At 66.5% G+C, this 25,337-nt stretch carries 20 protein-coding genes and 4 pseudogenes; 14 read left to right on the top strand and 10 right to left on the bottom strand.

Translation table 11 applies throughout. From position 1 onward, the window contains the following. The first annotated feature begins 2 nt into the window (after positions 1-2). The 4 genes and pseudogenes from ACSJDS_RS10575 (at position 3) to ACSJDS_RS10560 (ending at position 2,074) form a co-directional block, all read left to right on the top strand. Complete coding sequence (locus tag ACSJDS_RS10575; RefSeq protein ID WP_473033243.1) at positions 3-428, top strand: response regulator transcription factor; 426 nt, start codon at positions 3-5, stop codon at positions 426-428. Further along, the gene (locus ACSJDS_RS10570) at positions 422-676 is read left to right on the top strand and encodes a winged helix-turn-helix domain-containing protein (protein ID WP_473033242.1); all 255 of its coding nucleotides are present in this window, start codon (positions 422-424) and stop codon (positions 674-676) included. Before ACSJDS_RS10575 ends, ACSJDS_RS10570 begins: the two co-directional genes overlap by 7 nt. Next, positions 673-1,340: pseudogene (locus tag ACSJDS_RS10565) on the top strand (sensor histidine kinase N-terminal domain-containing protein). Before ACSJDS_RS10570 ends, ACSJDS_RS10565 begins: the two are co-directional and overlap by 4 nt. Next, positions 1,319-2,074, top strand: coding sequence for a sensor histidine kinase (locus tag ACSJDS_RS10560; RefSeq protein ID WP_473033241.1), 756 nt, complete (start codon positions 1,319-1,321; stop codon positions 2,072-2,074). The pseudogene ACSJDS_RS10565 and the gene ACSJDS_RS10560 overlap by 22 nt, the downstream one beginning before the upstream one ends. On the opposite strand, the gene ACSJDS_RS10555 is transcribed toward ACSJDS_RS10560, so the two are convergent. From ACSJDS_RS10555 to ACSJDS_RS10525, 7 genes and pseudogenes are all read right to left on the bottom strand, one after another. Further along, positions 2,013-2,459, bottom strand: a complete 447-nt coding sequence (locus ACSJDS_RS10555) for an AbrB family transcriptional regulator (protein WP_473033240.1) — start codon at positions 2,457-2,459, stop codon at positions 2,013-2,015. The two genes, ACSJDS_RS10560 and ACSJDS_RS10555, sit on opposite strands and share 62 nt — an antisense overlap. After that, a complete protein-coding gene (locus ACSJDS_RS10550) occupies positions 2,369-2,932 on the bottom strand; it encodes an AbrB family transcriptional regulator (RefSeq protein WP_473033239.1) in 564 nt (187 codons plus the stop codon). Before ACSJDS_RS10550 ends, ACSJDS_RS10555 begins: the two co-directional genes overlap by 91 nt. 103 nt (positions 2,933-3,035) lie before the next feature. Further along, a pseudogene (locus ACSJDS_RS10545) lies at positions 3,036-4,545 on the bottom strand (tripartite tricarboxylate transporter permease). Between the two features lie 26 nt (positions 4,546-4,571). Continuing rightward, entirely contained in the window at positions 4,572-5,012 is a 441-nt protein-coding gene (locus tag ACSJDS_RS10540) for a tripartite tricarboxylate transporter TctB family protein (protein ID WP_473033238.1), read from the bottom strand. A gap of 55 nt (positions 5,013-5,067) precedes the next feature. After that, positions 5,068-5,319 (bottom strand): hypothetical protein, encoded by a 252-nt coding sequence (locus ACSJDS_RS10535; RefSeq protein WP_473033237.1) that lies wholly within the window; start codon positions 5,317-5,319, stop codon positions 5,068-5,070. After that, on the bottom strand, positions 5,304-6,065 hold the full coding sequence (locus ACSJDS_RS10530; protein ID WP_473033236.1) for a Bug family tripartite tricarboxylate transporter substrate binding protein: 762 nt from the start codon (positions 6,063-6,065) through the stop codon (positions 5,304-5,306). The genes ACSJDS_RS10535 and ACSJDS_RS10530 overlap by 16 nt, the downstream gene beginning before the upstream one ends. A gap of 120 nt (positions 6,066-6,185) precedes the next feature. Next, on the bottom strand, positions 6,186-7,154 hold the full coding sequence (locus ACSJDS_RS10525; RefSeq protein ID WP_473033235.1) for a LysR family transcriptional regulator: 969 nt from the start codon (positions 7,152-7,154) through the stop codon (positions 6,186-6,188). A gap of 131 nt (positions 7,155-7,285) precedes the next feature. Here ACSJDS_RS10525 and ACSJDS_RS10520 point away from each other — a divergent pair, with 131 nt between their 5' ends. The 8 genes and pseudogenes from ACSJDS_RS10520 to nfo all read left to right on the top strand — a co-directional run bounded on the left by ACSJDS_RS10520 (position 7,286) and on the right by nfo (position 17,091). After that, positions 7,286-8,227 (top strand): sodium-dependent bicarbonate transport family permease, encoded by a 942-nt coding sequence (locus ACSJDS_RS10520; protein WP_473033234.1) that lies wholly within the window; start codon positions 7,286-7,288, stop codon positions 8,225-8,227. Between the two features lie 224 nt (positions 8,228-8,451). Further along, complete coding sequence (locus ACSJDS_RS10515) at positions 8,452-9,621, top strand: isovaleryl-CoA dehydrogenase (protein ID WP_473033232.1); 1,170 nt, start codon at positions 8,452-8,454, stop codon at positions 9,619-9,621. 12 nt (positions 9,622-9,633) lie between these two features. Beyond that, entirely contained in the window at positions 9,634-11,241 is a 1,608-nt protein-coding gene (locus tag ACSJDS_RS10510; RefSeq protein ID WP_473033231.1) for a carboxyl transferase domain-containing protein, read from the top strand. Between the two features lie 7 nt (positions 11,242-11,248). Beyond that, on the top strand, positions 11,249-12,088 hold the full coding sequence (locus tag ACSJDS_RS10505) for an enoyl-CoA hydratase/isomerase family protein (protein WP_473033230.1): 840 nt from the start codon (positions 11,249-11,251) through the stop codon (positions 12,086-12,088). Continuing rightward, positions 12,085-14,119, top strand: a pseudogene (locus ACSJDS_RS10500) (acetyl/propionyl/methylcrotonyl-CoA carboxylase subunit alpha). Before ACSJDS_RS10505 ends, ACSJDS_RS10500 begins: the two are co-directional and overlap by 4 nt. 154 nt (positions 14,120-14,273) lie before the next feature. After that, a complete protein-coding gene (locus ACSJDS_RS10495; protein ID WP_473033229.1) occupies positions 14,274-15,173 on the top strand; it encodes a hydroxymethylglutaryl-CoA lyase in 900 nt (299 codons plus the stop codon). Then, positions 15,170-16,024 (top strand): Nmad3 family putative nucleotide modification protein, encoded by an 855-nt coding sequence (locus ACSJDS_RS10490; protein WP_473033228.1) that lies wholly within the window; start codon positions 15,170-15,172, stop codon positions 16,022-16,024. The genes ACSJDS_RS10495 and ACSJDS_RS10490 overlap by 4 nt, the downstream gene beginning before the upstream one ends. 218 nt (positions 16,025-16,242) lie before the next feature. Then, on the top strand, positions 16,243-17,091 hold the full coding sequence (gene nfo / locus ACSJDS_RS10485) for a deoxyribonuclease IV (RefSeq protein WP_473033226.1): 849 nt from the start codon (positions 16,243-16,245) through the stop codon (positions 17,089-17,091). Between the two features lie 59 nt (positions 17,092-17,150). Here the strand turns inward: nfo and ACSJDS_RS10480 are convergent, their stop codons facing one another. Further along, positions 17,151-17,588, bottom strand: coding sequence for a VapA/VapB family virulence-associated protein (locus ACSJDS_RS10480; protein ID WP_473033225.1), 438 nt, complete (start codon positions 17,586-17,588; stop codon positions 17,151-17,153). Positions 17,589-17,819: 231 nt separating this feature from the next. On the opposite strand from ACSJDS_RS10480, the gene ACSJDS_RS10475 reads away from it, so the two are divergent. Beyond that, complete coding sequence (locus ACSJDS_RS10475) at positions 17,820-19,976, top strand: FAD-dependent oxidoreductase (RefSeq protein WP_473033224.1); 2,157 nt, start codon at positions 17,820-17,822, stop codon at positions 19,974-19,976. On the opposite strand, the gene ACSJDS_RS10470 is transcribed toward ACSJDS_RS10475, so the two are convergent. Continuing rightward, positions 19,925-22,582, bottom strand: coding sequence for an ATP-binding protein (locus ACSJDS_RS10470; RefSeq protein WP_473033223.1), 2,658 nt, complete (start codon positions 22,580-22,582; stop codon positions 19,925-19,927). The two genes, ACSJDS_RS10475 and ACSJDS_RS10470, sit on opposite strands and share 52 nt — an antisense overlap. 124 nt (positions 22,583-22,706) lie before the next feature. Next, positions 22,707-24,578: an ABC transporter ATP-binding protein gene (locus tag ACSJDS_RS10465; RefSeq protein WP_473033222.1), complete on the bottom strand. Its 1,872-nt coding sequence runs from the start codon at positions 24,576-24,578 to the stop codon at positions 22,707-22,709. A 96-nt stretch (positions 24,579-24,674) separates the two neighbouring features. Between ACSJDS_RS10465 and soxR the strand changes: the two are divergent. Further along, positions 24,675-25,123: pseudogene (gene soxR, locus ACSJDS_RS10460) on the top strand (redox-sensitive transcriptional activator SoxR). The last annotated feature ends 214 nt before the right edge of the window (positions 25,124-25,337 follow it).

The raw sequence follows: 25,337 nt of genomic DNA, 5'->3' as shown, positions 1-25,337 counted from the left end.
CCATGAAAGCGCTGGTAGTCGAAGACAATCCCAACCTGGCCTCCTCCATCGCCACCTTCCTCACCGAGGCGGGTTTCCAGGTGGAGACCTGCGACGATGGCCAGGCCGCCGAGCAGTGGCTGCGCCACCTCTCCTTCGATCTGATCCTGCTCGACCTGGGGCTGCCCAACCTGGATGGGATCCATGTGCTGCGCCGACTGCGCGCCCGCCAGGACAAAACGCCGGTGCTGATCATCTCGGCACGAGACGACCTCGACCAGCGGGTGCTGGGCCTGGAGGAAGGCGCCGACGACTACCTGGGCAAGCCCTTCTCCCTGGTGGAGGTGGTGGCCCGGGCCAAGGCCCTGGTACGACGCGCCAAGCAGTTCGGTGAAAAAAGCCTGCAGTGCGGTGGTTTAGAGCTGCCCCGGATAGCCCCACCGTGCTAGTCAACGGCGAGGCAGTGGCGCTGCATCGCCGCGAGCGGGAGGTGCTGGAGTACCTGTTGATCAACCAGGGGCGCCTGGTCAGCAAGGCACAGATCATCGACCGGCTCTCCGACCTGGACGATGCGATAACTCACAGCGCCGTGGAGACCTATATCTCTCGACTACGCAAAAAGATCGGCAATGCCGCCCAGCTGCGCACCGTTCGCGGCCTCGGCTATCTTCTCGATGCCGGAGCCCCACAGCCATGACCTCGATTCGCGTCCGCCTGCTGCTGTGGATCGGTCTGCCCTTCACCCTGGTGGGCATCCTGACCCTGGTGGCGAGTCAGGTGGTGCTCTCCCGCCAGATCAACGAGACCTTCGACGATATGCTGCTCAATGCCGCCGAGCGGCTGGAGCGGCGAATCCACTCGGTGGATGGCGAACTGCGCATCAACATGCACTACTTCAGCATCAGTACCCTGGGCAGCCGCGGGGAGGGCAAGATCTTCTACCGCATCCGCGATGACGCAGGGAACATGCTGGCCGGCTTCGAGGGCCTGGAGCCTCCCCGACCAATGCCAGCACGCCGATCTTCTATGATACCCGCTACGCCGGCAACGAGCTGCGCGCCGTGGCCACCAGCTTCCCGGTGGTGCGTGCCACCCGGAGTGGCCAGATCGAGGTGATCGTGGCCGAGTCCACCGAGGCCCGGGCGAGCCTGATCAAGGATTTCCTGCTGACCCTCTCGGCGCTCACCGCCATGGGCGGCCTGCTCGCCGTGACCATCGCCCTGCTGGCGATCCACCTGGGCCTGGCGCCGCTGCGCGCCATCAGCCGCGCCCTGCGCCGGCGCTCCCCCATGACCTGGATCCCATCGAGGCCCGAGTTCCCCGGGAGGTCACCACCCTGGTGGCCAGCATCAACGGCCTGATGGCACGCATGCGCCAGAGCATTCGCAACACCCAGCAGTTCAATGCCGATGTCTCCCATCAGCTGCGCACCCCGGTCTCGGAGATTCGTGCCCTGGCCGAAGTCACCGCCCGTCGCTGCCAGGACCCGGCGCTGCGCCGCCCCCTGGAGGAGATCGGACGTATCGCCGAGGACGCCGGCTACACGGTGGAGCAGCTGCTGATCCTGGCCAAGACCCGCCACGAGCTGGTGGACACCCAGGCCCTGGAACCTATGGTTCTTGGCGAGGTGTGTCGGGAGGCCTGCGCCGAGGCGACCGCGCGGATCTATCAGCGCGGCCAGGAGCTGGAGTTCATCGAGCAGCAGACGGGCGAAGTGCTCGGCGACCCGGTTCGGCTGCGCTGGCTGGTTCAGAACCTGATCGAGAATGCCAGCCAGCACGCCGGCGGCGAGGCGCCCTACCGCGGCACCATCCGTGTGCGCGTCTACTCACAGGAGGGGGCACCGGCGCTTAGCGTTTCCGACGACGGCGTGGGCGTGGCCGCCGACGACCTATCGCGCTTGGCGGAGCGTTTCTATCGCGCCAGCCCGGCGACCCCAGGCAGTGGCCTGGGCCTGGCCATCGTCGACGAGGTGGCCCGCGCCCATGGCGCCCGCCTCGACTTCGCGAGCCCCCCGGGCGAGGGGCTGACCGTCAGCGTGGCCTTTCCCTCGCGGCGCGACGGCGGCGCGCCAGGGCGATCAGCGGGGGCGTGAGCAGGATCAGCAGCAGCAGGCGCAGCACATGGTGAGAGACCACATAGACCGGGTCGATCTCCAGCGCCACGGCGATCACCGCCATCTCGCCGACGCCGCCGGGCAGCAGCGCCAGCAGCACCGCCGCGAAGGGCAAGGCCGTGACACGTGACACCAGCCAGGCGGTGATCACGGCCATCCCCACCGCATAGGCCCCGAACAGCAGCCCGTAGCGCCCCACCTGGAGCAGCCGCGTCCAGGAAGTGCCCGAGAAGCGCGAGCCCACCGAGCTGCCCAGGACCAGGAAGGTCAGGATCAACAGCAGGTCGGGCAGCGCCAGCCCGAGGCCGAGGCTCGCCATGGCCGCTCCCACGGCAATGGGCCCCAGGAACTCGGGGATCGGCAATCGCAGCAGTCGCCCCAGCCAGGCGCAGGCCGGAGCAAGCAACAGCAGGTAGAGATCCCCCAGCGCAGGCCGTTGCCCTCCCCCAGCACCACTCCGCCGGCGAGATGGTTCGCCAGCAGGGCCGCAGAGGCGACCACCATCACCAGGCGCATGGCATGGGTGATGGCGATCCAGCGAACATCGGCACCGAGTCGCTCGGCAAGGATGACCGCGCCGTTCATGCTGCCCGGGAAGGCACAGAAGAGCGCGCTCAGCCGGCTCATGCCGCTCAGGCCGAAGAGCCAGCGGCCACCCAAGAGCATCAGCCCCATGTAGCCGAGCATGGCCAGCACGCTGGGGTACCAGGCGAGCAGCTGTGACAGCTCACCCAGATCGATGCGGTTGCCGATAAAGAGCCCGAGCATGGCGATGGCACCGCGGTGCAGGCGCTTGTCGATGCCGGCGCGAACGCCAGCCAGGGATGCCGCCAACACCAAAAAAGAGGCCCCAGCATCCAGGCCAGGGGCAAGGCGGCCTGAGTGGCAAGAGCGCCACCCAGGCCACCAACCAGCAGGGTCAGCAGAGTGGTGCGGAGCATTACTCCGGGGCAGTCGACGGCTTGAAACGCTTATACAAGCCCAGCAAACGCTTACCGAACAGCGACACCAGCAGCAGGGCCAGGATGATCAGTGTCACCGGGCGCTCCAGCACATAGCTCAGGTCGCCGCCGCTGATCTGGTAGGAGTGCAGCAGCGACTTCTCCGCCATGGCTCCCAGCAGCATGCCGATCACCGCCGCCGGCACCGAATAGCCATAGTGACGGAACAGCCAGCCGATCACCGCGAACACCAGCACCGTTGCCGGCCCGGTCATGTTGCCGGTGAGGCCGAAGGAGCCCATCACCGCCAGCACCAGCACCGAGGGGATCAGGTAGCGCATCGGCACCTTGATGATATTGGCCAGCAGCGGGATGAACAGCAGGCCGATGATTAGCAGCAGGAACACCTGGGCGAAGTTGGCGAAGATGACGGCGTAGACCACGTCGGTCTGCTGACGGATAAACTGCGGGCCGCCGGTGGTGTTATGCATGGCGAAGGCCGCCAGCATCACCGCCGTGGCGCCGCCCCCCGGAATGCCCAGAGCCAGCAGGGTCGCCATGGAACCCGCCTCGGAGGTGCTGTTGGCCGACTCCGAAGCCACCACCCCCTTGGGATTGCCCTTGCCGAAGGAGGACGGATCCTTGTCACGGCGCTGGGTCTCCACATAGGAGAGCAGGTTGGAGACCGAGGACCCTACCCGGGTACCGCCCCCACGAAGACCCCGATCAGGCCGCCACGGATCATCACCCAGGGGTAGCACACCGCTATCTTGAAACCCTCGAAGATCTCCGAAATCTTGACCTTGCGGGAGGCCTTCGATTCGACGATGAAACCCTTGTTGGCCAGCTTGAACAGCTCCGAGGCGGCGAACATGCCCATCATGGCCGGAATCACCGGTATCCCATCGAGCAGGTAGGTCTGTCCCATGGTGCCCCGCGCCATGCCCAGCTCGTTGAAGCCGATGGTACCGATCAGCAGACCCACGAACCCTGCCATCAGGCCCTTGAGCACCTGTTCGCCCTTGAGGCTGGCGATCAGCGTCATGCCCCACAGGATTACCGCGAACATCTCCGCCGGTCCCAGCTTCAGCACCATCAGCGACAGCGGCTGGATCATCACGAAGAGAATCAGGTATCCCATCAAGGTGCCCAGCACCGATGACACCAGGGCCACGCCAAGCGCCTGGTTGTGCCTGCCCTGGCGTGCCATGGGATAGCCATCGAAGGCCGTGGCGATGGCCGATGAGGTGCCGGGAATGTTCATCAGGATCGCCGGGATCCCGCTGCCGAATGAGCCACCGGTGAAGATGGCAGTGAGGAAGAGCATCGCCTGGATGAAATCCATGTACAGGGTCATGGGCAGGAAGATCGCCATGGCCATGGAGATCTGCAGCCCCGGCGTGGCACCGAAGATCAGCCCGATAATGATGCCGGGTACCACCACCATCCAGGGGAAAAATTCGTGAACAGCAGGGCTAGCGCCTGCTCTACTGCGAGGAAATCGATCATGGTGTTACCCCCTTAACCCGGAAGGATCAGCATATGCATGGGATAGGGCAGCATCTGCGAGAAGAAGAAGGCCACGCCGAGGCCAAAGGCCAGGCTGTAGCCCCCAGCAGCAGCCAGTGGCGCTCGCCCTTGAGCACCAGAAAGGCAGCGATGAAGACCACTGTGGCCACGTCGAAGCCCAGGGTCTCCAGGAGAATCACATAGGCGGCGAACAGGCCTACCACCGGCAGGGTGCGATGCAGCGGCTCACCTTCGCTCTCCTCGCGGACCAGCAGGGTGCCCCGCTTGAGGCGTAGCCCCACTTCCAGGGCCACGATAGCCAGCACCACGATGGAGAGCGGCAGGATCAACAGCAGGTTCTGTACGGCCGAGGAGACCCGAATGGCATCGAAAAGGTACCAGAGGGTAAAACCGGCCAGGGCCATGAGGACCAGCAGGTCCCCATAGTCGCGTTTATTGGCGGACATGGGAGCACTCCAGGCGCCCCGGCAGGCTTACCGGGGGCGCATCACGCAGGAAGGATCAGTTGAGCAGATCGGCGTAGGCTTCGAAGACGTCGTAGTTGGTGCGCATGAGCTCGTTGGAACGCTCGGGTCCCACCCAGACGCCACCGATATCGTTGGACTCCAGGTGCTCCTGGACCTCCTTGCGAGCCAGGGTGTTCTGGATCGCCTCGGAGAGGATCTCGAAGCGCTCCGGGTACTGGCGCTCGGTCTCGGCGGTGACCGCGAAACCACGCATGGACCCCTGCAGCACCGTCACCTCCAGATCCATGGGCTCGAGGGCCTCATTGATCGGGGGACATCCCACTGATCGATGCGCTCATCATTGACGATGGCCAACGGGGTCAGGAATTCGCGGATCCCCTCGCTGCCCTGGGCGCTGATGGAGGTGAAGTGCACCTGGCCGCCAGCCACTGCGGAGCGCGCCTCGCCACCGCTGTTATAGGTCACCAGGTTGAGGTTGTCCTGGGGAATCCCCGCCTCATCCAGCAGCATACGCACCATCAGGTGGCCGGCGGACCCCTGCACCACCGAGCCACGGACCTGACCGGGGTTATCGCGGATCGCCTCCAGCAGCGAGGGCAGATCCTCGTAACCGCTATCCTTGTTGGCGGCGATCAGGTCCAGGTCGAACCACTGGAAGTTGACGAAGGAGAAATCCTCGATGTCGTACTGGGCCCCACCGGTCAGGATGGTGTTGGTCAGGTAGGGCGCGAAGGTGGAGGCATAGACAGTATAGCCATCGTCCGGACGTGACAGAATGTAGTTGGCGGACACCTGGGTGCCGGCACCGGGCCGATTGGTGACGCGAACCGGCACGCCAAGCTCCTCGGCGAGGTAAGTCGACATGGCCCGGGTCATGCGATCGGCGCTGCCGCCGGTGCCAAAGCCAACGACGAGGTCGATGGGGCGATCCGGGTAGTCATCGGCGGCCACCGGGGTGGTCATCGCCAGGGAAGCCAGCATGGCAGTGGCGGCACCGGCCACCAGGGTCTTGGGAAGAAGTCGATGGAACATGGCGTAGGCATCCTCATTGTTAGATGGTGTCCGGGACCTTACCCGGTCGCACAGACTCTAGAGGGCCAAGCTGTCACCAAGCTTGCATCGCGCCCACATTCGACCAATGTCTAAACCCGCTCAGTTTACCGCCGTCTCGGAATCGAGCCCCGCCAGCAGCGCACCCAGCTCATTGCAGAGAAACCGCGCCTCCACGCACTCCGCCAGGTGCCCTTCGGCAAAGCGCAGAAATCCCAGTGCGGCGTGGGGCAGCCGCCGGTCCCTGCGCACAATGAACTGCCAGTGGCTCTCGATGGGCAGCCCCTCCACCGGCAGGATCACCAGGTCGGAGTGCTCCGGCGGCAGCACATGCTCCGAGAGCACCGCGAGTCCCATACCCGACGCCACGCCCACGCGAATGGCCTCGTTGCTGGCCATCTGCAGGGTCGGCCCCAGGGACAGCCCCTGCTCCTGCAGCCAGCTCTCGAAGAGCATGCGAGTGGCCGAGCCCGGCTCGCGAAGCAAGAAACGCTCCTCCAGCAGCTCGCTCATCGCCACTCGCTCACGCTCAGCCAGCAGATGCTCCCGGGGCGCCACGACCACCAGCGGATTACGCAGGAAACGCCCGGCCAGGGCGTGGGCCAGCGACGGCGGATGGCTGAAGACGTAGAGGTCGTCGTCCTGGCGCTCGAAGCGCGTCAGCATCTGGCGTCGGTTGCCGATATGCAGCGTCACATCGACATTGGGGAAGGCTTGGCTGTACGGCCCCAGCAGCCGGGGCAGCACGTACTGCGCCGTGTTGACCAAGGCGATGCTGAAACGGCCCCGCTCTCCGCCGCGCAGCGCTTCGAGATAATCCTGATAGTCACCGAAGCGCCCCAGTACCTCGCGGCTGGCGCGATAGAGCTCCCGCCCTGCTTCAGTGGGGGCCAGGCGACCCTGGCGCGTTATCAGCAGCGGCTCACCCACTGCCTCGGCCAGGCGCTTGAGCTGCTGGGACACGGTGGGCTGGGTCAGGTGAAGCTGCCTAGCCGCCTCGCTAACGGATCCACTGCGCACCACCACCACATAGACCTGAAGTAGGCGAAACGTCAGGTGGCGAATGTTCATCGGAGGCCTCCTGCCGACCACCTTATATAGATAAAAAGCTATGCTTCATCGCTACAGTTGTTATTTGTATCAATATATGGATTTGCTCACAATCGCCGCCGCCTCTCCTCCCCAACCAACGAGATGAGCCCATGCCCGATATCGTGGTGATGTTCTTTCTGCTCGGCCTGCTCGCCGGCGTCGTCAAGTCCGACCTGAATATCCCCAAGGCCGCCTACGACACCTTGAGCCTGCTGCTGATGCTGACCATCGGCCTCAAGGGGGGCATGGCCCTATACGGCAACCTGCGCTGGTCGCTGATTCCCGAGCTGGCCGCCGTGGCCGCCCTCGGCGCCCTGATCCCGCTGGCCCTGATGCCCATCCTGCGCCGGCTTACACGCCTCTCTCCCGCCGACAGCGCGAGTATCGCGGCCCACTACGGCTCGGTCAGCGCCGGTACCTTCGCCGTGGCGCTGGCGTTCGCAGAGAGCCGCGCCCTGCCGATCGGCGCCGAGGTGACACTCTACCTGGTGATGATGGAGCTACCGGCGATCATGGTGGCCATCGCCCTCTACCGGCGTCATGCCGGCAAGGAGGCAGGCGAGGCGCTCCAGGGCATCTGGCACGAAACCCTGACCAACCGTGGCGTCATCCTGCTGGCCGGTGGCGCGGTGATCGGTGCCATGTACGGTCCCCGGGAAGGTGCCGCCGTCACCGAGTTGTTCATGGGCGCTTTCCATGCCGTGCTCGCCCTGTTTCTGCTCCAGATGGGCCTCACCGCAGCGGAAACCCTGCGCCCCATTCCCTGGTACCACTGGCGCCTGCTCACCTTCGCCCTGGTGGCCCCGTTCTTCCTGGCCATGGCCGGCCTCGGTGTTGGCCTGATGCTGGGCCTGCCCATGGGCTCGCTGATGATACTCACGGCACTCGCCGCCAGCGCCTCGTATATCGCTGCACCGGCGGCCATGCGAACGGCGATACCCCAGGCCAACATCGGCCTGGCCATGCTGGCGGCGCTGGGCTTCACCTTCCCACTCAACGTGCTGTTAGGCATCCCCATCTACTACCAGCTGGCGCTGTGGCTGGGGAGCTAAACGCAATCCAGGACGCCACCGCCCCCAGGCGGTGGCGTCTTGCGTTGGGCTGAACCACGCTTGGGGTAAATCACCGCCTTCGACATTCGTCGAAGCCACCAAAACCTGCACTTTACGTTAACGTCAACCTCGCCTAGGCTTGGACCATCGTCAACAGAGTGCGGCACTTTGCGCCCACTTCGGCCCGACGGCCAACCACCTGACAGCACGACAAGGGAGCCCCCATGCACACGCCCTACAAGCCCCTCGACTTCGGATTCGATGACGAACTCAACATGCTGCGCGATCAGGTCAACGCCTTCGCCCGCGACGAGATCGCGCCGCGCGCCGATGAGATCGACGAGAAGAACGAGTTCCCCAACGACCTGTGGCAGAAGTTCGGCGACATGGGCCTGCTCGGCATCACCGTGCCCGACGAGGATGGCGGCAGCGGCATGGGCTACCTCGCCCACTGCATCGCCATGGAAGAGATCTCCCGGGCCAGCGCCTCGGTGGGCCTCTCCTACGGCGCCCACTCCAACCTCTGCGTCAACCAGCTCAAGATCAACGCCAACCCCGAGCAGAAGGCCAAGTACCTGCCCAAGCTGATGAGCGGCGAGCACGTGGGAGCGCTGGCCATGTCCGAGCCGGGCGCCGGTTCCGACGTGGTCTCCATGAAGCTGCGTGCCCGCAAGGAGGGTGACAAGTACATCCTCAACGGCAACAAGATGTGGATCACCAACGGCCCCGACGCCGATGTCCTGGTGGTCTACGCCAAGACCGACCCGGATGCCGGCTCCAAGGGCATCACCGCCTTCATCATTGAGAAGGGCATGGCCGGCTTCTCCACCGCCCAGAAGCTCGACAAGCTGGGCATGCGCGGCTCCAACACCTGCGAGCTGGTGTTCGAGGACTGCGAGGTACCGGCCGAGAACGTGCTGGGTGAGGAAGGCAAGGGCGTGCGCGTGCTGATGAGCGGCCTGGACTACGAGCGCACCGTGCTGGCCGCCGGCCCCATCGGCATCATGCAGGCCGCCATGGATATCGTGGTGCCTGACGTCCACGAGCGTAAGCAGTTCAACCAGTCCATCGGCGAGTTCCAACTGGTGCAGGGCAAGATCGCCGACATGTACTCCACCCTGAACGCCTGCCGCGCCTATCTCTATGCGGTGGCATCGGCCTGCGACCGCGGCCAGACCTCCCGCAAGGACGCCGCCGGCGTGATCCTCTACTGCGCCGAGAAGGCCACCCAGGTGGCGCTGGACGCCATCCAGCTGTTGGGCGGCAACGGCTACATCAACGAGTACCCCACCGGGCGGCTGCTGCGCGACGCCAAGCTCTACGAGATCGGCGCCGGCACCAGCGAGATTCGCCGCATGCTGATCGGCCGCGAGATCTTCAACGAGTCCAAGTAAGGGGAGCCGGCAATGGCGATTCTGAACACCCAGATCAATCCGCGCAGCGACGGTTTCCAGGCCAACGATAAGGCCATGCGCCACGAGGTCATGAAGCTGCGCGAGCTGACCGCGGCCATCGCTCAGGGCGGTGGCGAAAAGGCCCGGACCCGACACGAGTCCCGCGGCAAGCTGTTCGTGCGCGACCGCATCGACCACCTGATCGATGAGGGCTCGCCTTTCCTCGAATTCTCGGCGCTGGCCGCCCATGAAGTCTACGATGGCCCGGTTCCCGCAGCCAGCGTGGTCACGGGCATCGGTCGCGTCTCGGGCGTCGAGTGCGTCATCGTCGCCAACGACGCCACGGTCAAAGGCGGCACCTACTTCCCGCTCACGGTGAAGAAGCGCATTCGCGCCCAGGAAATCGCCCGCAAGCACCGCCTGCCGTGCATCTACCTGGTCGACTCCGGCGGCGCCCACCTGCCCAGCCAGGATGAGGTCTTCCCGGACCGCGACCACTTCGGCCGCATCTTCTACAACCAGGCCACCCTGTCCGCCGAAGGCATCCCGCAGATCGCCGTGGTGATGGGCTCCTGCACCGCCGGCGGCGCCTATGTACCGGCCATGGCCGACGAATCCATCATCGTCAAGCAGCAGGGCACCATCTTCCTGGGCGGCCCGCCCCTGGTGAAGGCCGCCACCGGCGAGACCATCAGCGCCGAGGATCTGGGCGGCGCCGACGTCCACTGCAAGCTCAGCGGCGTGGCCGACCACTACGCCGAGAACGATGCCCACGCCCTGCAGCTGGCCCGCGCCTGCGTGTCCCGGCTCAACTGGCAGAAGCGCGGCGAGCTCAAGATGCAGGCGCCCAAGCCGCCGCGGCTGGACCCAAGCGAGCTCTACGGCATCGTCGGCACCGACCTCAAGAAGCCCTACGACGTGCGCGAGGTGATCGGACGCATCGTCGACGACTCCGACTTCGACGAGTTCAAGCGCTACTACGGTGACACCCTGGTCACCGGCTTTGCGCATATCCACGGCTACCCGGTGGGCATCGTCGCCAACAACGGCGTGCTGTTCTCCGAGTCCGCGGTGAAGGGCGCGCACTTCATCGAGCTGTGTGCGCAGAGGAAAATACCTTTGATTTTCCTCCAAAATATTACCGGCTTTATGGTGGGCTCCAAGTACGAGCATGAGGGCATCGCCAAGCACGGTGCCAAGCTGGTCACCGCCGTGGCCTGCGCCAAGGTACCCAAGTTCACCGTGCTGATCGGCGGCAGCTTCGGCGCCGGCAACTACGGCATGTGCGGTCGCGCCTACGACCCCAACCTGCTCTTCATGTGGCCCAACGCCCGGATCTCGGTGATGGGCGGTGAACAGGCCGCCGGGGTGCTGGCCCAGGTCAAGCGCGAACAGTATGAGCGCGACGGCCGCGAGTGGTCACCGGAGGACGAGGAAGCCTTCAAGAAGCCCACTCGCGAGCAGTACGAGCATCAGGGCCACCCCTACTACGCCAGCGCTCGACTGTGGGATGACGGGGTCATCGACCCGGCCCAGACCCGCGACGTGCTGGGGCTGTCGCTGGCCGCCGCCATGAATGCGGAAGTTCAGGAAACGAAGTTCGGCGTATTCCGGATGTGAGGCTGCTATGACACAGACATATTCCGAACTGCAGATCGACGAGCGCGGCGTCGCCTGGCTGACGCTGAACCGTCCCGAGGTCCACAACGCCTTCGACGACAGCCTGATCGCCGAGCTCAACGTCCACCTGGAGCGGCTGCACGTGGCCGCCGGCCACGGCGAGGTACGCGTGGTGGTGCTGGGCTCCGAGGGCAAGAGCTTCTCCGCCGGCGCCGATCTGGGCTGGATGAAGCGCATGGTGGAGTACGACTTCGACGGCAACCTCGCCGACTCGCGCAAGCTCTCCGCCCTGATGCACGGCCTGGACACCCTGCCCTGCCCCACGGTCTGTCGCGTGCAGGGCGCCGCCTTCGGTGGCGCCGTGGGCCTGGCCGCCTGCTGCGACATCGTGATCGCCTCCGAGAAGGCCAAGTTCTGCCTCTCCGAGGTGAAGATCGGTCTCTCGCCGGCGGTGATCAGCCCCTACGTGCAGCGTGCCCTGGGGGAGCGCCAGATGCGCCGCTTCGCGCTCTCCGCCGAGGTCATGGATTCGGCCACCGCCCTGGCGCTGGGCCTGGCCCACCAGGTGGTCGGCCCCGACGACCTGGACGAGGCCGTGAACGCCATGCTCGACACCCTGCTGGGCGGCTCGCCCCAGGCCCAGCGTGCCACCAAGGCGCTGCTGACCGAAGTGGCCCGGGAGCCCGACAGTAAGGCGACGCGCGAGCACACCTGCCGCGTGATCAGCGAACTGCGCGTTAGCGCCGAGGGCCAGGAGGGCCTGTCCAGCTTCTTCGAGAAGCGCCGCCCCGCCTGGAACCAGCCCGACGACGACAACACGACTTCCGCCACGGAGCGACGCTCATGAGCCGACCCACTACCTTCGACACCCTGCTGGTCGCCAACCGCGGCGAAATCGCCTGCCGCGTGATGCGCACGGCCCGCGCCATGGGCTTGCGTACCGTGGCGGTCTACTCCGACGCCGATGCCAACGCCCGTCATGTGCGCGAAGCCGACGAGGCCGTGCGCCTGGGCCCCGCGGCGGCCCGCGAGAGCTATCTCAAGGTCGAGGCGGTGGTGGAAGCCGCCAAGCGCACCGGCGCCGGCGCCATCCACCCAGGCTACGGCTTCCTCTCCGAGAACGGCCCCTTCGTCGAGGCACTGGACGCCGCCGGCATCACCTTCGTCGGCCCGCCTGCCTCGGCGATCGCTGCCATGGGCGACAAGTCCGCCGCCAAGGCTCGCATGGCCAACGCTGGCGTACCGCTGGTGCCGGGCTACCACGGTGACGACCAGGACGACGGCCTGCTGCGTCGCGAGGCCGATGCGATCGGCTACCCGGTGCTGCTCAAGGCCAGCGCCGGCGGCGGCGGCAAGGGCATGCGCGTGGTCGAATCCAGCGGCGACTTCCAGGCCGCCCTGGACGGCTGCCGGCGCGAGTCCCAGGCCGCCTTCGGCGACACCCGGATGCTGATCGAGAAGTACCTGACCCAGCCGCGTCACGTCGAGGTTCAGGTCTTCTGCGATAGCCACGGCAACGGCGTCTACCTGTTCGAGCGCGACTGCTCCGTGCAGCGCCGCCATCAGAAGGTGCTCGAGGAAGCACCCGCGCCGGGCATGACCCCCGAACTGCGCCGTGAAATGGGCGAGGCCGCGGTGCGCGCCGCCAAGGAGATCGGCTACGTGGGGGCCGGTACGGTGGAATTCCTGCTCGACGCCGACGGCTCCTTCTACTTCATGGAGATGAACACCCGCCTGCAGGTGGAGCACCCGGTTACCGAGATGATCACCGGCCAGGACCTGGTCGAGTGGCAGCTGCGGGTAGCCATGGGCGAAACGCTGCCCTGCTCCCAGGACGAGCTGACCATCACCGGCCACAGCTTCGAGGCGCGGCTCTACGCCGAGGACCCCGAGCAGGACTTCCTGCCCGCCACCGGCACCCTCAGCCAGTTCGCCATGGACCTCAAGGGCGCCGGCCTCGACCCCGAGCGAGTTCGCCTGGACAGCGGCGTGGAAACCGGCGACGCCGTCTCCATGCACTACGACCCGATGCTGGCCAAGCTGATCGTGCACGGCGACGACCGCACCCAGGCGCTGGCCACCCTCAACCGCGCCCTGGCGGCGCTCGACGTGCAGGGCGTGGTCACCAACCGCGCCTTCCTGCAGCGCCTGGCCACCCACCCCGGCTTCAAGAACGCCGAGCTGGATACCCGCTTCATCGAGCGCAACGAGGCCACGCTGTTCGCCCCGCGCCGCTACCGCATCGAGGAGTACGCCGGCGCCGCGCTGATCGGCCTCAACCAGCTCTCCCGCGAGTGCGAGAGCGATTCCCCCTGGACCGCCACGACGGCTTCCGCCTCAACGCACCCCACGCCATCCGCATCGCCCTGTGCGATCCGGCTCATGCCCAGGACGATGACGACTCCGAGGCCGTGGTCGTGGTGGAAGGCACCCGCGAGACCGACGCCGACCCCTGGCAGCTGACCATCGGCGGCGAGACCCTTACCGCCCGCCTTCAGCACCTGGCCGGCGACGCCGTGGCGGTGACCCTTAACGGCCACCGCCGCCGCCTGCAGGCGCGCCGCGACGGCAACGTGGTGGTGATGGTCGACCCGGCCGGCGAGACCCGGCTGTTCTGGCGGCGCATCGACGCCATCGACCACGGCCACCACGAGGCCGAATCCACCCTGACCGCCCCCATGCACGGCACCGTGGTGGCGCTGCTGGTGGAAGCCGGCCAGAAAGTGGAGAAAGGCATGCCGCTGATGGTCATGGAGGCCATGAAGATGGAGCACACCATGTCCGCCCCGCCGACGGCCACGTGGAGAGCTTCCACTTCGCCGCCGGCGACACCGTCGGCCAGGGCGACGTGCTGCTCGAATTCGCCGCCGAGGAGTAAGCAAGCGGTAGGGGCGCCGTACCGGGCGCCCCGAGTTCCCGTCGAGACAGGAGGCCGCAGGCATCCCGAAACGACCGCTGTAGGAGCGCTGCTTCGCATCGCGACTGGAGGCCGCAGGCCTCCCCGATCAACGGCCACTGCTGGAGACACCACCATGGCTTTTCCCCAACACGTGCGCCTGGTCGAGGTCGGCCCCCGCGACGGGCTGCAGAACGAGCCCGAACCGATTCGCACCGAAACCAAGCTCGAACTGATCGACCGCCTGGGGGCGGCCGGCCTCGCCTACATCGAGGCGGCCAGCTTCGTCTCTCCCAAGTGGGTACCGCAGATGGCCGACCACCGCGAGGTGATGACCGGCCTCAGCCGCCGCAACGGCGTCACCTACGCCGCCCTCACCCCCAACCTCAAGGGGCTCGAAGGGGCGCTGGAGTGCGGCGTCGAGGAAGTGGCGGTCTTCGGGGCAGCCTCCGAGGCCTTCTCGCAGAAGAACATCAACTGCTCCGTGGCCGAATCCCTGGAGCGCTTCGCCCCGGTGCTGGAGCGTGCTCAGCAGGCCAACGTCCGCGTGCGCGGCTACGTCTCCTGCGTGCTCGGCTGCCCCTACGAGGGCGAGATCGCCCCCGCCAAGGTGGCCGAGGTAAGCAAGGCGCTCTATGACATGGGCTGCTACGAGGTGTCGCTGGGTGACACCATCGGCGTGGGCACCCCGCTCAGGGCGAAGCGCATGCTCGAAGCGGTGAGCCGGGAGGTTCCCATGGAGAGACTCGCTGCCCACTTCCACGACACCTACGGCCAGGCACTCGCCAACCTCTACGCCGTGCTGGAAGAGGGCATCGCGGTCGTCGACAGCTCCGTGGCCGGCCTCGGCGGCTGTCCCTACGCCAAGGGCGCCTCGGGCAACGTGGCCAGCGAAGACGTGGTCTACTTGCTCCAGGGCCTCGGCATCGAGACCGGCATCGACCTCGACAAGCTCGCCGAGACCGGCACCTGGATCACCCAGGCGATCGGGCGTCCGAACCGGTCGAAGGTTGGGGTAGCGCTGGCGGCGAAATGAAGCTGATCCTCAGCCGCAAGGGCTTCGACTCCGCCGCCGGCGGCGTGCCCAGCCCCATCCTGCCCGACGGCCGACTGCTGGCCCTGCCGATCCCGGATGCGACCTCGACGATTCGCTATGGCGATATCGCCGTCGATGACACCACTCTCGACGCTCTGGTCTCGCCGCTGACCCGCGACCGGCTCACCGCCGACGACGGCGCCCACCTGGACCCCGACCTGATCGACGCCATGCTGCCCCGAGCCCCCGGCTGGCGGCCCCTCTTCGGACAGAGTGGCCAGGCCCAGGGGCACCTGCGCAACCAGGGCGTCGGCCCCGGGGACCTGTTCCTGTTCTTCGGCCTGTTCCGGCAGATCGAGCGCCAAGACGGACACTGGCGCTGGGCCCCCGGCTCACGCCCCTGTCACGTCATCTGGGGCTGGCTGCAGGTCGGCTCGGTGGTTCCGGTCGATCAGGCCCGGGGCGACGACTACGCCTGGGCCCATTACCACCCCCACTTCCGCCACGGGGAGAATCCCCACAATACGCTCTATCTGGCCCACCCTCGCCTGGACCTGCCGGGCGTCGACGAGACGCTGCCCGGGGCCGGGATCTTTCCCCGTTTCGCGCCTCAGCAACGGCTCACCGCGCCGGACGCGCAGCGGGTCTCGCAATGGCGGCTGCCCGCCTGGTGCTACCCGGACGACGGTCGCCCGCCGCTGAGCTATCACGCCAGGCGCCAGCGCTGGCGCCGACACCCCGACCACACCGAGCTGGACGCGGTCGCCCGGGGCCAGGAGTTTATCCTGGACGGCGATCACTATCCCCAGGCCCTGCCCTGGGCCGCCGAGCTGATTCGAAAGCGTCGCTAGGCTTTGTCCGAAAAGTCGGCGAGCGAAGGCCAGACAAGGCAAAAATCGGCGAAAAGACGGAGTTTACGGGGTGTAAATGAGTACTTTGAGCCGATTTTTAACGCCGTATGGTCGAGCGCAGCCAGTTTTCAGACAGAGCCTAGCAGCCGCGGCAAGCGAGCGGGTCGAGGCGGTGCTATGGTAGGCCCTCCCCCAGTCGATGATGGAAGGATACCCGCGTGAAATATCTCGGAGCCCACGTCAGTGCCGCCGGTGGCCCCGACCAGGCCGTGCGGCGCGCCGTAGAGATCGGCGGCGACGCCTTCGCCCTGTTCACCAAGAACCAGCGCCAGTGGCACGCCAAGCCGCTGACCGACGAGGCCATCGAGGCCTTCCGCACGGCCTGCCGCGAGCACGGCTTCGGCCCGGGGCAGATCCTTCCCCATGACAGCTACCTGATCAATCTTGGCCATCCGGACACCGCCGGGCTCGAGAAGTCCCGGGCGGCCTTTCTCGACGAATTCCAGCGCTGCGAACAGCTCGGGCTCACCCTGCTCAACTTCCATCCCGGCAGTCACCTGAAGAAGATCAGCGAAGCCGAGTGCCTGAGGCGCATCGCCGAGTCGATCAACCATGTGCTCGCCGACACCCGCGGCGTTACCGCGGTGATCGAGAACACCGCCGGCCAGGGCACCAACCTGGGCTGGCGTTTCGAGCACCTGGCCGAGATCATCGACCAGGTCGAGGACAAGTCGCGTGTCGGGGTCTGCCTCGACACCTGCCACGCCTTCGCCGCCGGCTACGACCTGCGCACGCCGGAGGCCTGCACCGAGACGCTGGACGAATTCGACAAGGTGGTGGGCTTTGGGTATCTGCGCGGCATGCACCTGAACGATGCCAAGAGCGAATTTGCCAGCCGCGTCGATCGCCATCACAGCCTGGGCCGAGGCAATATCGGGCTGGACGCCTTCACCACCCTGATGCGCGACCCGCGCATCGATGAGATCCCGATGGTGCTGGAGACCATCGAGCCGGCCATCTGGGCCGAGGAGATCGCCTGGCTGCGTGCCCAGATCGAGTCTGATTGAGTCAGGCAGCAAGCACCCGGGGCAACAAGCGCACCCCGGGTGGGAAGCGAGGGCGACACTCAGCCCCAGCTGCCCTTGCCTCCTCCTATGCCGCTGACCGTGGAGACCGTGCCCGACTGGAAATGGCCCAGCAGCTTGCTGTTGCGGTCGAAAAACAGGATGCTCAGATAAACCGGCGTCGACTGAAACTCGAAACTCACGGTATCGCGATAGAGCCGGTCGATATCGTCAGTGTAGACATCCCCAAAGAGTGCACCACCCCCTGGGGATGAGGCCCCACCGGCGTGGCCATCGAAGCTCTTGCCATCGGTAATGTTAACCTGGAACTGAAGGTAGAAAATTAGGCTGGCCACGCTTCCTGTCGCACCATAGGCCTTCTCTGAAGCAACCAGCCTTTCGGCCACCTCATCAATCTGCTCTGGCTCCAGCTTGCCATTCATCGCGACGCGAAAGTCGTGAGCGATTAGTTGCTTGTCAATATCGTGAGGAGCGTTCATCGGTTAATACCTCGTGCAGATGTCGTGGAATAAGCGGCCATTAACCGACCGCGGTTTAGCTGCCCTAACCATTCCAGTCCAGTTGCCATGAGGTGACAGCATCAGCTTGGTATCACCGCTGCCGCGGGATACCACCCAGCGGATCACTTCGGTATCAGCGTCTCCCGCCCTCTTGGTTGAAGCGCGCAGATAAACGACCCTGAAGCAAACCACTGCCCAGGGAGTATCACCATGGACCATGCACCGCTCCGGGTCGCCGTCATTGGCGGCGGCGTCTCCGGCCTGTCGCTGGCCTACTATCTGCAGAAATATGGCGGCGAGACGGCCAGGGAAATCGAGGTCACCGTATTCGAACGCAAGGCCACCCTAGGCGGCAATGCCGAGACGGTGTGGGTCGACATGGGCAACCGTCGCCAGCCGGGAAAGCCCGACGTTCCCTATCGACGCTGGGCCGATCTGGGGGTCAACGATGTCAACCTGGCCACCTATCACCGCCTGCGCGCGGTGCTCGGCGAGATCGGCGAGCTGTCGCGCATGAAGCCTCTGGAGAATACCGAGAGCTATTACAGCCGCGACGGGCGCATCGCCCTGACGGACGATAGCGATCTGGTTCGCGGCGTCAGCGACCCGGCTCACGAACTGAGCCAGGCCGAGGGAGGCAAGCTGGCACCGCTGATCACCGTGGTACACCGCAGCGCCATCGAGCTGGTAGAGAGCCGGCGCGTTACCCCGCGCTACACGGTCGACGACTTCTTCGACGGCTGCGTCGCCGCCCCCGCGGAGATGCTGGCCGCAGCCGCCGATCGGTTGCACATCACCATTGACTGGCAGGACCCAGCGCTTCCGGCTCGCCTAGAGCGAATCCGCCGGGTTATCTACTATCCCCGCATCTCGGCCATGTATTTCGCCGACGATCGCGGCCCCGGCGGCATGCCACTCCAGTCCCCCTTCGAGTATTACCGCATTCAAGAAGGTGGTTCGCCTCCGGATCGCCGCTACTTCGAGCACGGCGCCCAGCACTGGCTGGAGGCGCTGGCCGCCCATATCGCCAACCCGGAGTCCCAGGGCCCCAGCGTCGAGATCCTGCGGGGCATCGAGGTGGAGGCCAGCGTCTCGCCGCAGGGCGTGACGCTGGCGGAGCGTGCCCCAGGCGAACGCCGCTGGGAGGCAGACCTGCTAATCATGGCGACCCACGCCGAAGATGCCCTGCCCATGCTGACGTTCGGCGGCGGCCTTGCCGACACCCAGCGGGAGCTTGAGCATATCCTTGGCAAGGTGCGCTACACCCGCAGCTTCGGAGTCTGTCATACCGCCGCCGCTCGCCTGCCTCCCGACCGCAACCTGTGGCGCACCTACAACATCGAAGTGCGTAGCGCCGACGACACCCTCTTCCCCTACCGCATCGACTATGTGGCGAATCGCCACCAGAACGATGCCGTTAACCCCGACTACGATCAGGCGGGCCTGCCGCAGTACTTCGTCTCACTAGTGGATGACCTCAATCGCATTCCCCGGCGCGAGATGCTCGACCGGCGCCCTTCTCCCTCAACGCCCCCGCCGCGCTGGTGGAAGCCGAACCCCACGAGGCCGGCTACCGGGACCGGCTGCCGCGCCTGGCCGCTGAGCTGGAGAACAAGGCCTGGACGGTGTTCAAGCACAATGTGCTGGATGCCGACTGCCTGGAAGCTCAGGCGGACATCGCCCGCTACAACGGTACCAACGCCCGGAAACACATCGAGGGCCATCGGGACGTGTGCCCGCTGCTGTTCGCCGGCGGCTGGACTCGCGGCGCTGGCCTGCAGGAGCAGTGCTTGGAGCAATCGGCGCAGATCATCGCTCTGGTGCTGGGGCATACCAACCAATCCGAATAGGCTCACAGCCGCTGGGCCGCCAGGCAGGGCTGCGTCATCAGCAGACCAGCGGCCTCGCCGCGGCGCCAGCAGGCCCGCAGGGTCGCCAGGGCACCGGACTCGGCCCTCTCCAGCCAGTCGGCGTGGGCCTCGATCAGGGTTCGATGGTGCTTGCCCAGGCGCAGGGTTCATCCGCCATCAGTTGAGTGAGGCGCCCGGCATAGTGGCGGGCCTCAGCGGGGCGGCGGTCGAGCAGGCAGACCTCCGCCGCCGCGATCAGGAAGCGGTAGCCGTTGTGCCCCACGCAGCCAGCGTCGAGCAGTGCTTCGCCCTGCTTCAGCGTGGCCAAACGTGCCTCGGAATCCTCTTCCAGCAGCGCCCTGGTGCCCAGCACCCAGGGGCCGATAAAGGCCTTGAGCCCGTGCTGCTCCACCAGCTGCCAGGATCGCTCGATCGTGGCGCGGGCCTGCGCCTGCCGTCCGGTAATCAGTTCGACCCGGGCACGACTCTCCAGCAGGAAGGCCTCAAAGCGCCCTGACCCAGACCGCGAGCCACGGCCAACGCCAGGCTGACCTGTTCGTCGGCGGCATGGGGATCGCCCTGGGAAAGCAGAATCCAAGCGGCGGTCAGCCGTGCGACCACCTCGGCACGCCGATTGCCGACCCGTTTGCCCAGCTCGGCGGCATCGAAACAGTCGGCGAGCGCCGCATCGGTCTCGTTGGCATAGATGCGGGCCGTCCCCAGCATGAACAGGTTGGAAGCCTCCAGGTCGGCGTGACCGTGAGTCCGGCATAGCGCCACGCAGTGGTCGAACAGCTCGTGGGTGCTGCGCATCTGCCCCTCGGCATAATGGGCATCGCCAAGCCCACTCAGGGCCTGAATCTCGGTGCGCACGCCGCCGCCACGGCGGGCATGCGCCAGCGCCCGGGTGTGATATGCCCGACTGGTGGCAAAATCCCCTCGGGGAAAATAGAGGTTGCCCTTGAGATAGAGCGCCTCGGCCAGGGGCAAGGGGTCCTCCAGCGTCTCGCCCAAGGGCAGCAGCTCGTCGAGGATCGCCTCCTCGGCCTCCAGGGCATCGAGCATGTTCAGGGCCCGGGCCAGCCAGAGGTCGGCGGCAATGCGCTGCCGCTCCTCTCCAGCGACACCGCGGGCCGTTTCGAAGTGCTCCCGTGCCGCCTGGATGCGCCCGGTGGCCATCGCTACCTGACCCAGCAGCAACGTCAGCCGGTACTCATCCTTTGGCGCATAGTCGATGGACTGGCACTGGGTCAGCAGCGCCATGGCCTCTTCATGCCGATAACGAGCCGTTTCCGCCGCCACCGCCTGCAGGAATGCCCTCGGCGCCTCCAGGGATCGCGCACGGTGCAGGTGGCGTGCACGCAGTCCTGGCTCGGCCTCGCCGTAGTGCTCGGCCAGGCGGAGATGCAGGCGATCGCGCTGTACCTTGGGGATCCCTTCGTAGATGCCCTGCAGAATCAGGTCGTGCACGAAGCGGTAGCGCCCTTCTTCCAGGGGGCGCACGAGGCTGTGACGCTGAAGCAGATCGGGGTGGTAATCGGGCTGCCCCAGCACCTCCTGCAACGACGCCAGGGAGAAACGCTGCCCCATGGCAGCGGCGATGCAGATGGCCCGGCGATCCAGCTCGGTAAGCTGATCCAGCTTGGTCTGTACCAGGTTGGCAAGGCTGGCCGGCAAGCTACGATGAGGATGGAACAGCAGCAGCTGAGTCAGGAACAGCGGATTGCCCTGGGCCTGGCTTACGCAGCGGGCGGCATGTTCAGCGGGAATCGTCCCGAAGCTGGCCACCAGCGCCTCGGCCTCCTGGGGACGCAGCGGCGGCAGCTCGATCAGGGTCAGCGGCGACTCCGGCAGCTGCGGTCGCAAGCGGGTCTCCAGCGGGTCCTGTTCCAGGCGCGAGGTGAACAGCCAGATCACCGGCGCTTCCAGGGTGGCCTGGAGCAGCCCTGTCAGGGTGCCCAGCAACGCTTCGTCGGCCCAGTGAAGGTCCTCTACCACAAGGAGTTGGGGGCGGTGAATGGACCGCGCCAGAATGAGGTCGCACAGCGCCAGGGTCAAACGCTGGCTACGAGTCTCCGGCGTCATCGCCGCATAGAGACGCTGGGCATTCTCCGGCTGTGGCAGACCCAGCAGCGGGCGCAGCAGCATGGCATGATCCAGAGGCAACCGCAGCGCCGAGAGGCGGGCTAGCAGCTGCGCCTCGTCCACGGTTTTGTCCGATGTCTGCAGCAGTGAGCGGGCAAGCTGCATCAGCGGGCCCTCATCGGCGCGAGTACCGAAATCCAGCACCTCCGCCTGGTGGTGATCGGCATGGGCCGCCGCCATCGCGGCAAACTCGGCGCTGAGCCGAGTCTTGCCGATGCCAGCCATGCCGCGGATATAGATCAGATGGCCGTCCTGGTAGGCCTGTGTACTCTCCAGGATGGCTTGCAGCTGCCCCAACTGGACACGGCGCCCCACCAGTTCGAAGCGCGCCTCCTGTGCCTCATCGCGGGGATGGCAATAGCGCAGCCAGCTGCCGCCGCGATCCTCGAAGACGAAGCGCTCGACGAGCTGCACTGCCACCCCGCGCTCGACCCAAACGCCGCTCGTACCGGCTCCCATCGCCGGAGGCTCCGCGACCGGCCAGCGGCCAGCCTGAAGGCGAGCGCCCGGGGCCACCCCCTGCTCTATCAGGGTCACCGCGCACAGCAGCCCGCGCTGCGCATCGCTGCGGTAGGCACGGGGCAGCCCGAAGAGTGCCGTCCCTGGCTCTGCCAGGCTGCCGCCGAAATGCTTCACCCAGGTGGCCATGGCCGCCTTGTCGGCCGCCACAGCGTGCAGCTGAATCAGCAGACGCGCGCTTTCCATCTCCTCGGTCTCGGCGCTGGGTTCGTCGCCAGCCGCCTCGGCCACCGCCGACAGGTCCTCGACCTCGACACCGTAGATATCGGCCAGGTGGCGAGCGGTGCGATAGAGCACCGCCCGCCCGCTCTCGGCCCGCTTGATGGATGCGATGGAGACGCACAGGCGCCGGTCGAAACAGTGCTCGGCCAGGGCCTCCTGGCTCAGGCCGAGCCTCTTGCGGTGCTCTTTCAAACGCTGGCGATCCAGCCGCAAGCGCCCGTCTTGTGGGAGTGGCACGGTTGGCTTCCTTTCCTGGAGGCGCGACGTGAAAGCCATCGCGGCTCGTTGAGACTCAACATTAGCAGAGTCTTAGCCTAGCAGATCGCTCCCCAGCGGCAGAGTGCCCCGGCACGGGCATCGCTTACGAGGAGAGCTCGGCCGCCTCCCCCTCGATATCCACCCCGATGAAGCCGCCGGACTGGCGCCGCCACAGGGCGGCGTAGAGGCCGTCTCGGGCCAGCAGCTCCTGGTGGGTGCCGCTCTCGACGATCTGCCCCTCGTCGATGACCACCAACCGGTCGAGCATGGCGATGGTGGAGAGGCGGTGGGCGATGGCGATCACCGTCTTGCCCGCCATCAGCGCGTAGAGCTGCTCCTGGATCGCCGCCTCCACCTCGGAGTCCAGCGCCGAGGTGGCCTCGTCCAGCACCAGGATGGGCGCGTTCTTGAGCAGCACCCGGGCGATGGCGATGCGCTGGCGCTGGCCGCCGGAGAGCTTCACGCCCCGCTCGCCGACGTGGGCGTCCAGGCCGCGGCGTCCCTGGAGATCCACCAGGTCGTCGATGAAGGTATCGGCATGGGCGCGGCGCACCGCCTCCCGAATCTGCTCCTCGCTGGCCTCCGGGCTGCCGTAGCGGATGTTGTCGCGCACCGAACGGTGCAGCAGCGAGGTGTCCTGGGTGACCATGCCGATATGCCGGCGCAGCGACTCCTGGGTCACCCCGGCGACGTCCTGGTCGTCGATGAGGATGCGCCCGTCCTCCAGGTCGTAGAAGCGCAGCAGCAGGTTGGCCAGCGTGGACTTGCCAGCCCCGGAGCGGCCGATCAGCCCCACCTTCTCGCCGGACGCAATGGTCAGGTCGAGCCCGTCGAAGACTCGGCGGCCCTCGCCGTCGGGGCGCGCGTAGCCGAAGCGCAGGGCTTCGAAACGAATCTCGCCGCGGGGTACCGAGAGCGCCCGGGCATCGGGCGCGTCGGTCACCGCCGGCTCCCGGGCGATGGTGTTGATGCCATCCTGCACGGTGCCGATGTTCTCGAAGAGCCCCGCCACCTCCCAGAGGATCCAATCGGACATGAAGCGGATACGCATCACCAGGGCGATCGCCACGGCGATGATGCCCAGGGACACCGTCTCCAGGTACCAGGCGCCGATGGCCATGGCCGCCACCCCGGCCAGCAGCAGCGAGTTGAGCGCTGTCAGGCTCACGGTGAGCCAGGTCGCCAGGCGCATCTGCCGGTAGACGGTAGTCATGAAGCCCTCCATGGCATCCCGGGCGTAGGCCTGCTCGCGACGGGTGTCGGCGAACAGCTTGATGGTCTGGATATTGCTGTAGCTGTCGACGATGCGCCCGGTCATCACCGCACGGGCGTCGGCCTGGGCCATGGAGACCGCCCGCAGCCGCGGCACGAAGACCCACATGATGGCGACATAGCCGACAAGCCATATCACCAGCGGCAGCATCAGCCAGGGCTCGGCGCGCCCCATCAGCAGCATGGCGCCGGTGAAGTAAACGACCACATAGACCATCAGGTCCATCAGCTTCATCACCGTCTCGCGGATCGCTAGGGCAGTCTGCATCACCTTCTGGGAGACCCGTCCGGCGAACTCGTCCTGATAGAAGGCCAGGCTCTGGCCCAGCATATGGCGATGCGCCAACCAGCGCCCGATCATTGGGTAGTTGCCGAAGATGCTCTGGTGGGTCACCAGCGCCTGCAGCAGGGTCAACATCGGCAGGCCAACCAGCACCAGCGCCGCGATGCCCGCCAGGCGCCAGCCGTAGTCGGCGAAGAAGCCCTCCCGCTCAGCGCCGGCCAGCCAGTCCACCAGCTGTCCCATGTAGTGAAAGAAGAGCACCTCCGCCGCCGAGACCAGGGCCGTGAGCAGCGACATCACGATCAGCAGCGGCAGCACCGGCCGTGAGAAGTGCAGGATAAAGGCGAACAATCCCGTGGGCGGGGTTCCCCGACTCTCCTTGGGATAGGGATTCACCAGGGTCTCGAAGTAGCGAAACATGGCAGCCGTCCAGTTGCATTCGGGGCCCGGGCCCGCTTGCCCGAGAATGGCAGGCAGGGTAAAACCTCTAGTTAAGTCGAGGTCAAGGAGAATGTCATGTCCCCTCCCCTGCCGCGCGAGCTGAGCGTCGGCGAGGTCGCCCGGCGAAGCGGCCTGGCGGTCTCGGCCATCCACTTCTACGAGGCCAAGGGGCTGATCACCAGCCGCCGCAATGCCGGCAACCAGCGGCGCTTCCGGCGCGACGTCCTGCGCCGCTTGGCGATCATCAAGGTTGCCCAGCGCACTGGCATCTCGCTCGACGAGATACGCGAGGCCTTCGACACCCTGCCCGATGCCCGAGCCCCGGTGCCGCTGACTGGCAGCGCCTCTCGGCTGACTGGCGAGCGGCCCTGGACGAGCGCATCCGCTGCCTCACCCAGCTGCGCGACCAGCTCGACCACTGCATCGGCTGCGGCTGCCTGTCCCTGGACGAGTGCCCGCTGCGCAACCCCGATGATGAACTGAGCGAGCAGGGCTGCGGCGCACAGCTGCTGGAACCCGACTGAGCCCGCGCCCCTGAGCGCCCGCCCCTCATCAGCCCCGCCACAGCCAGGCCCGGACTGGCCACCGGGGCTATGCTGACGGAGATGAACAAGCGCCTGGTAGTACTCGGCGCCCGGGGCGACTACGGATACGAGCCGGGCGAGCGCATGGCCCACGCCAACCACATCGAACCGCTCCTGCACGCCGTGTTCGGCTACCTGGACATCGAGGCACTGC

The organism is Halomonas sp. SL18_1 (genome assembly GCF_055755715.1).
Note: the sequence above shows the minus strand (reverse complement) of the source record. Positions and strands in the feature narration are given on the sequence as shown.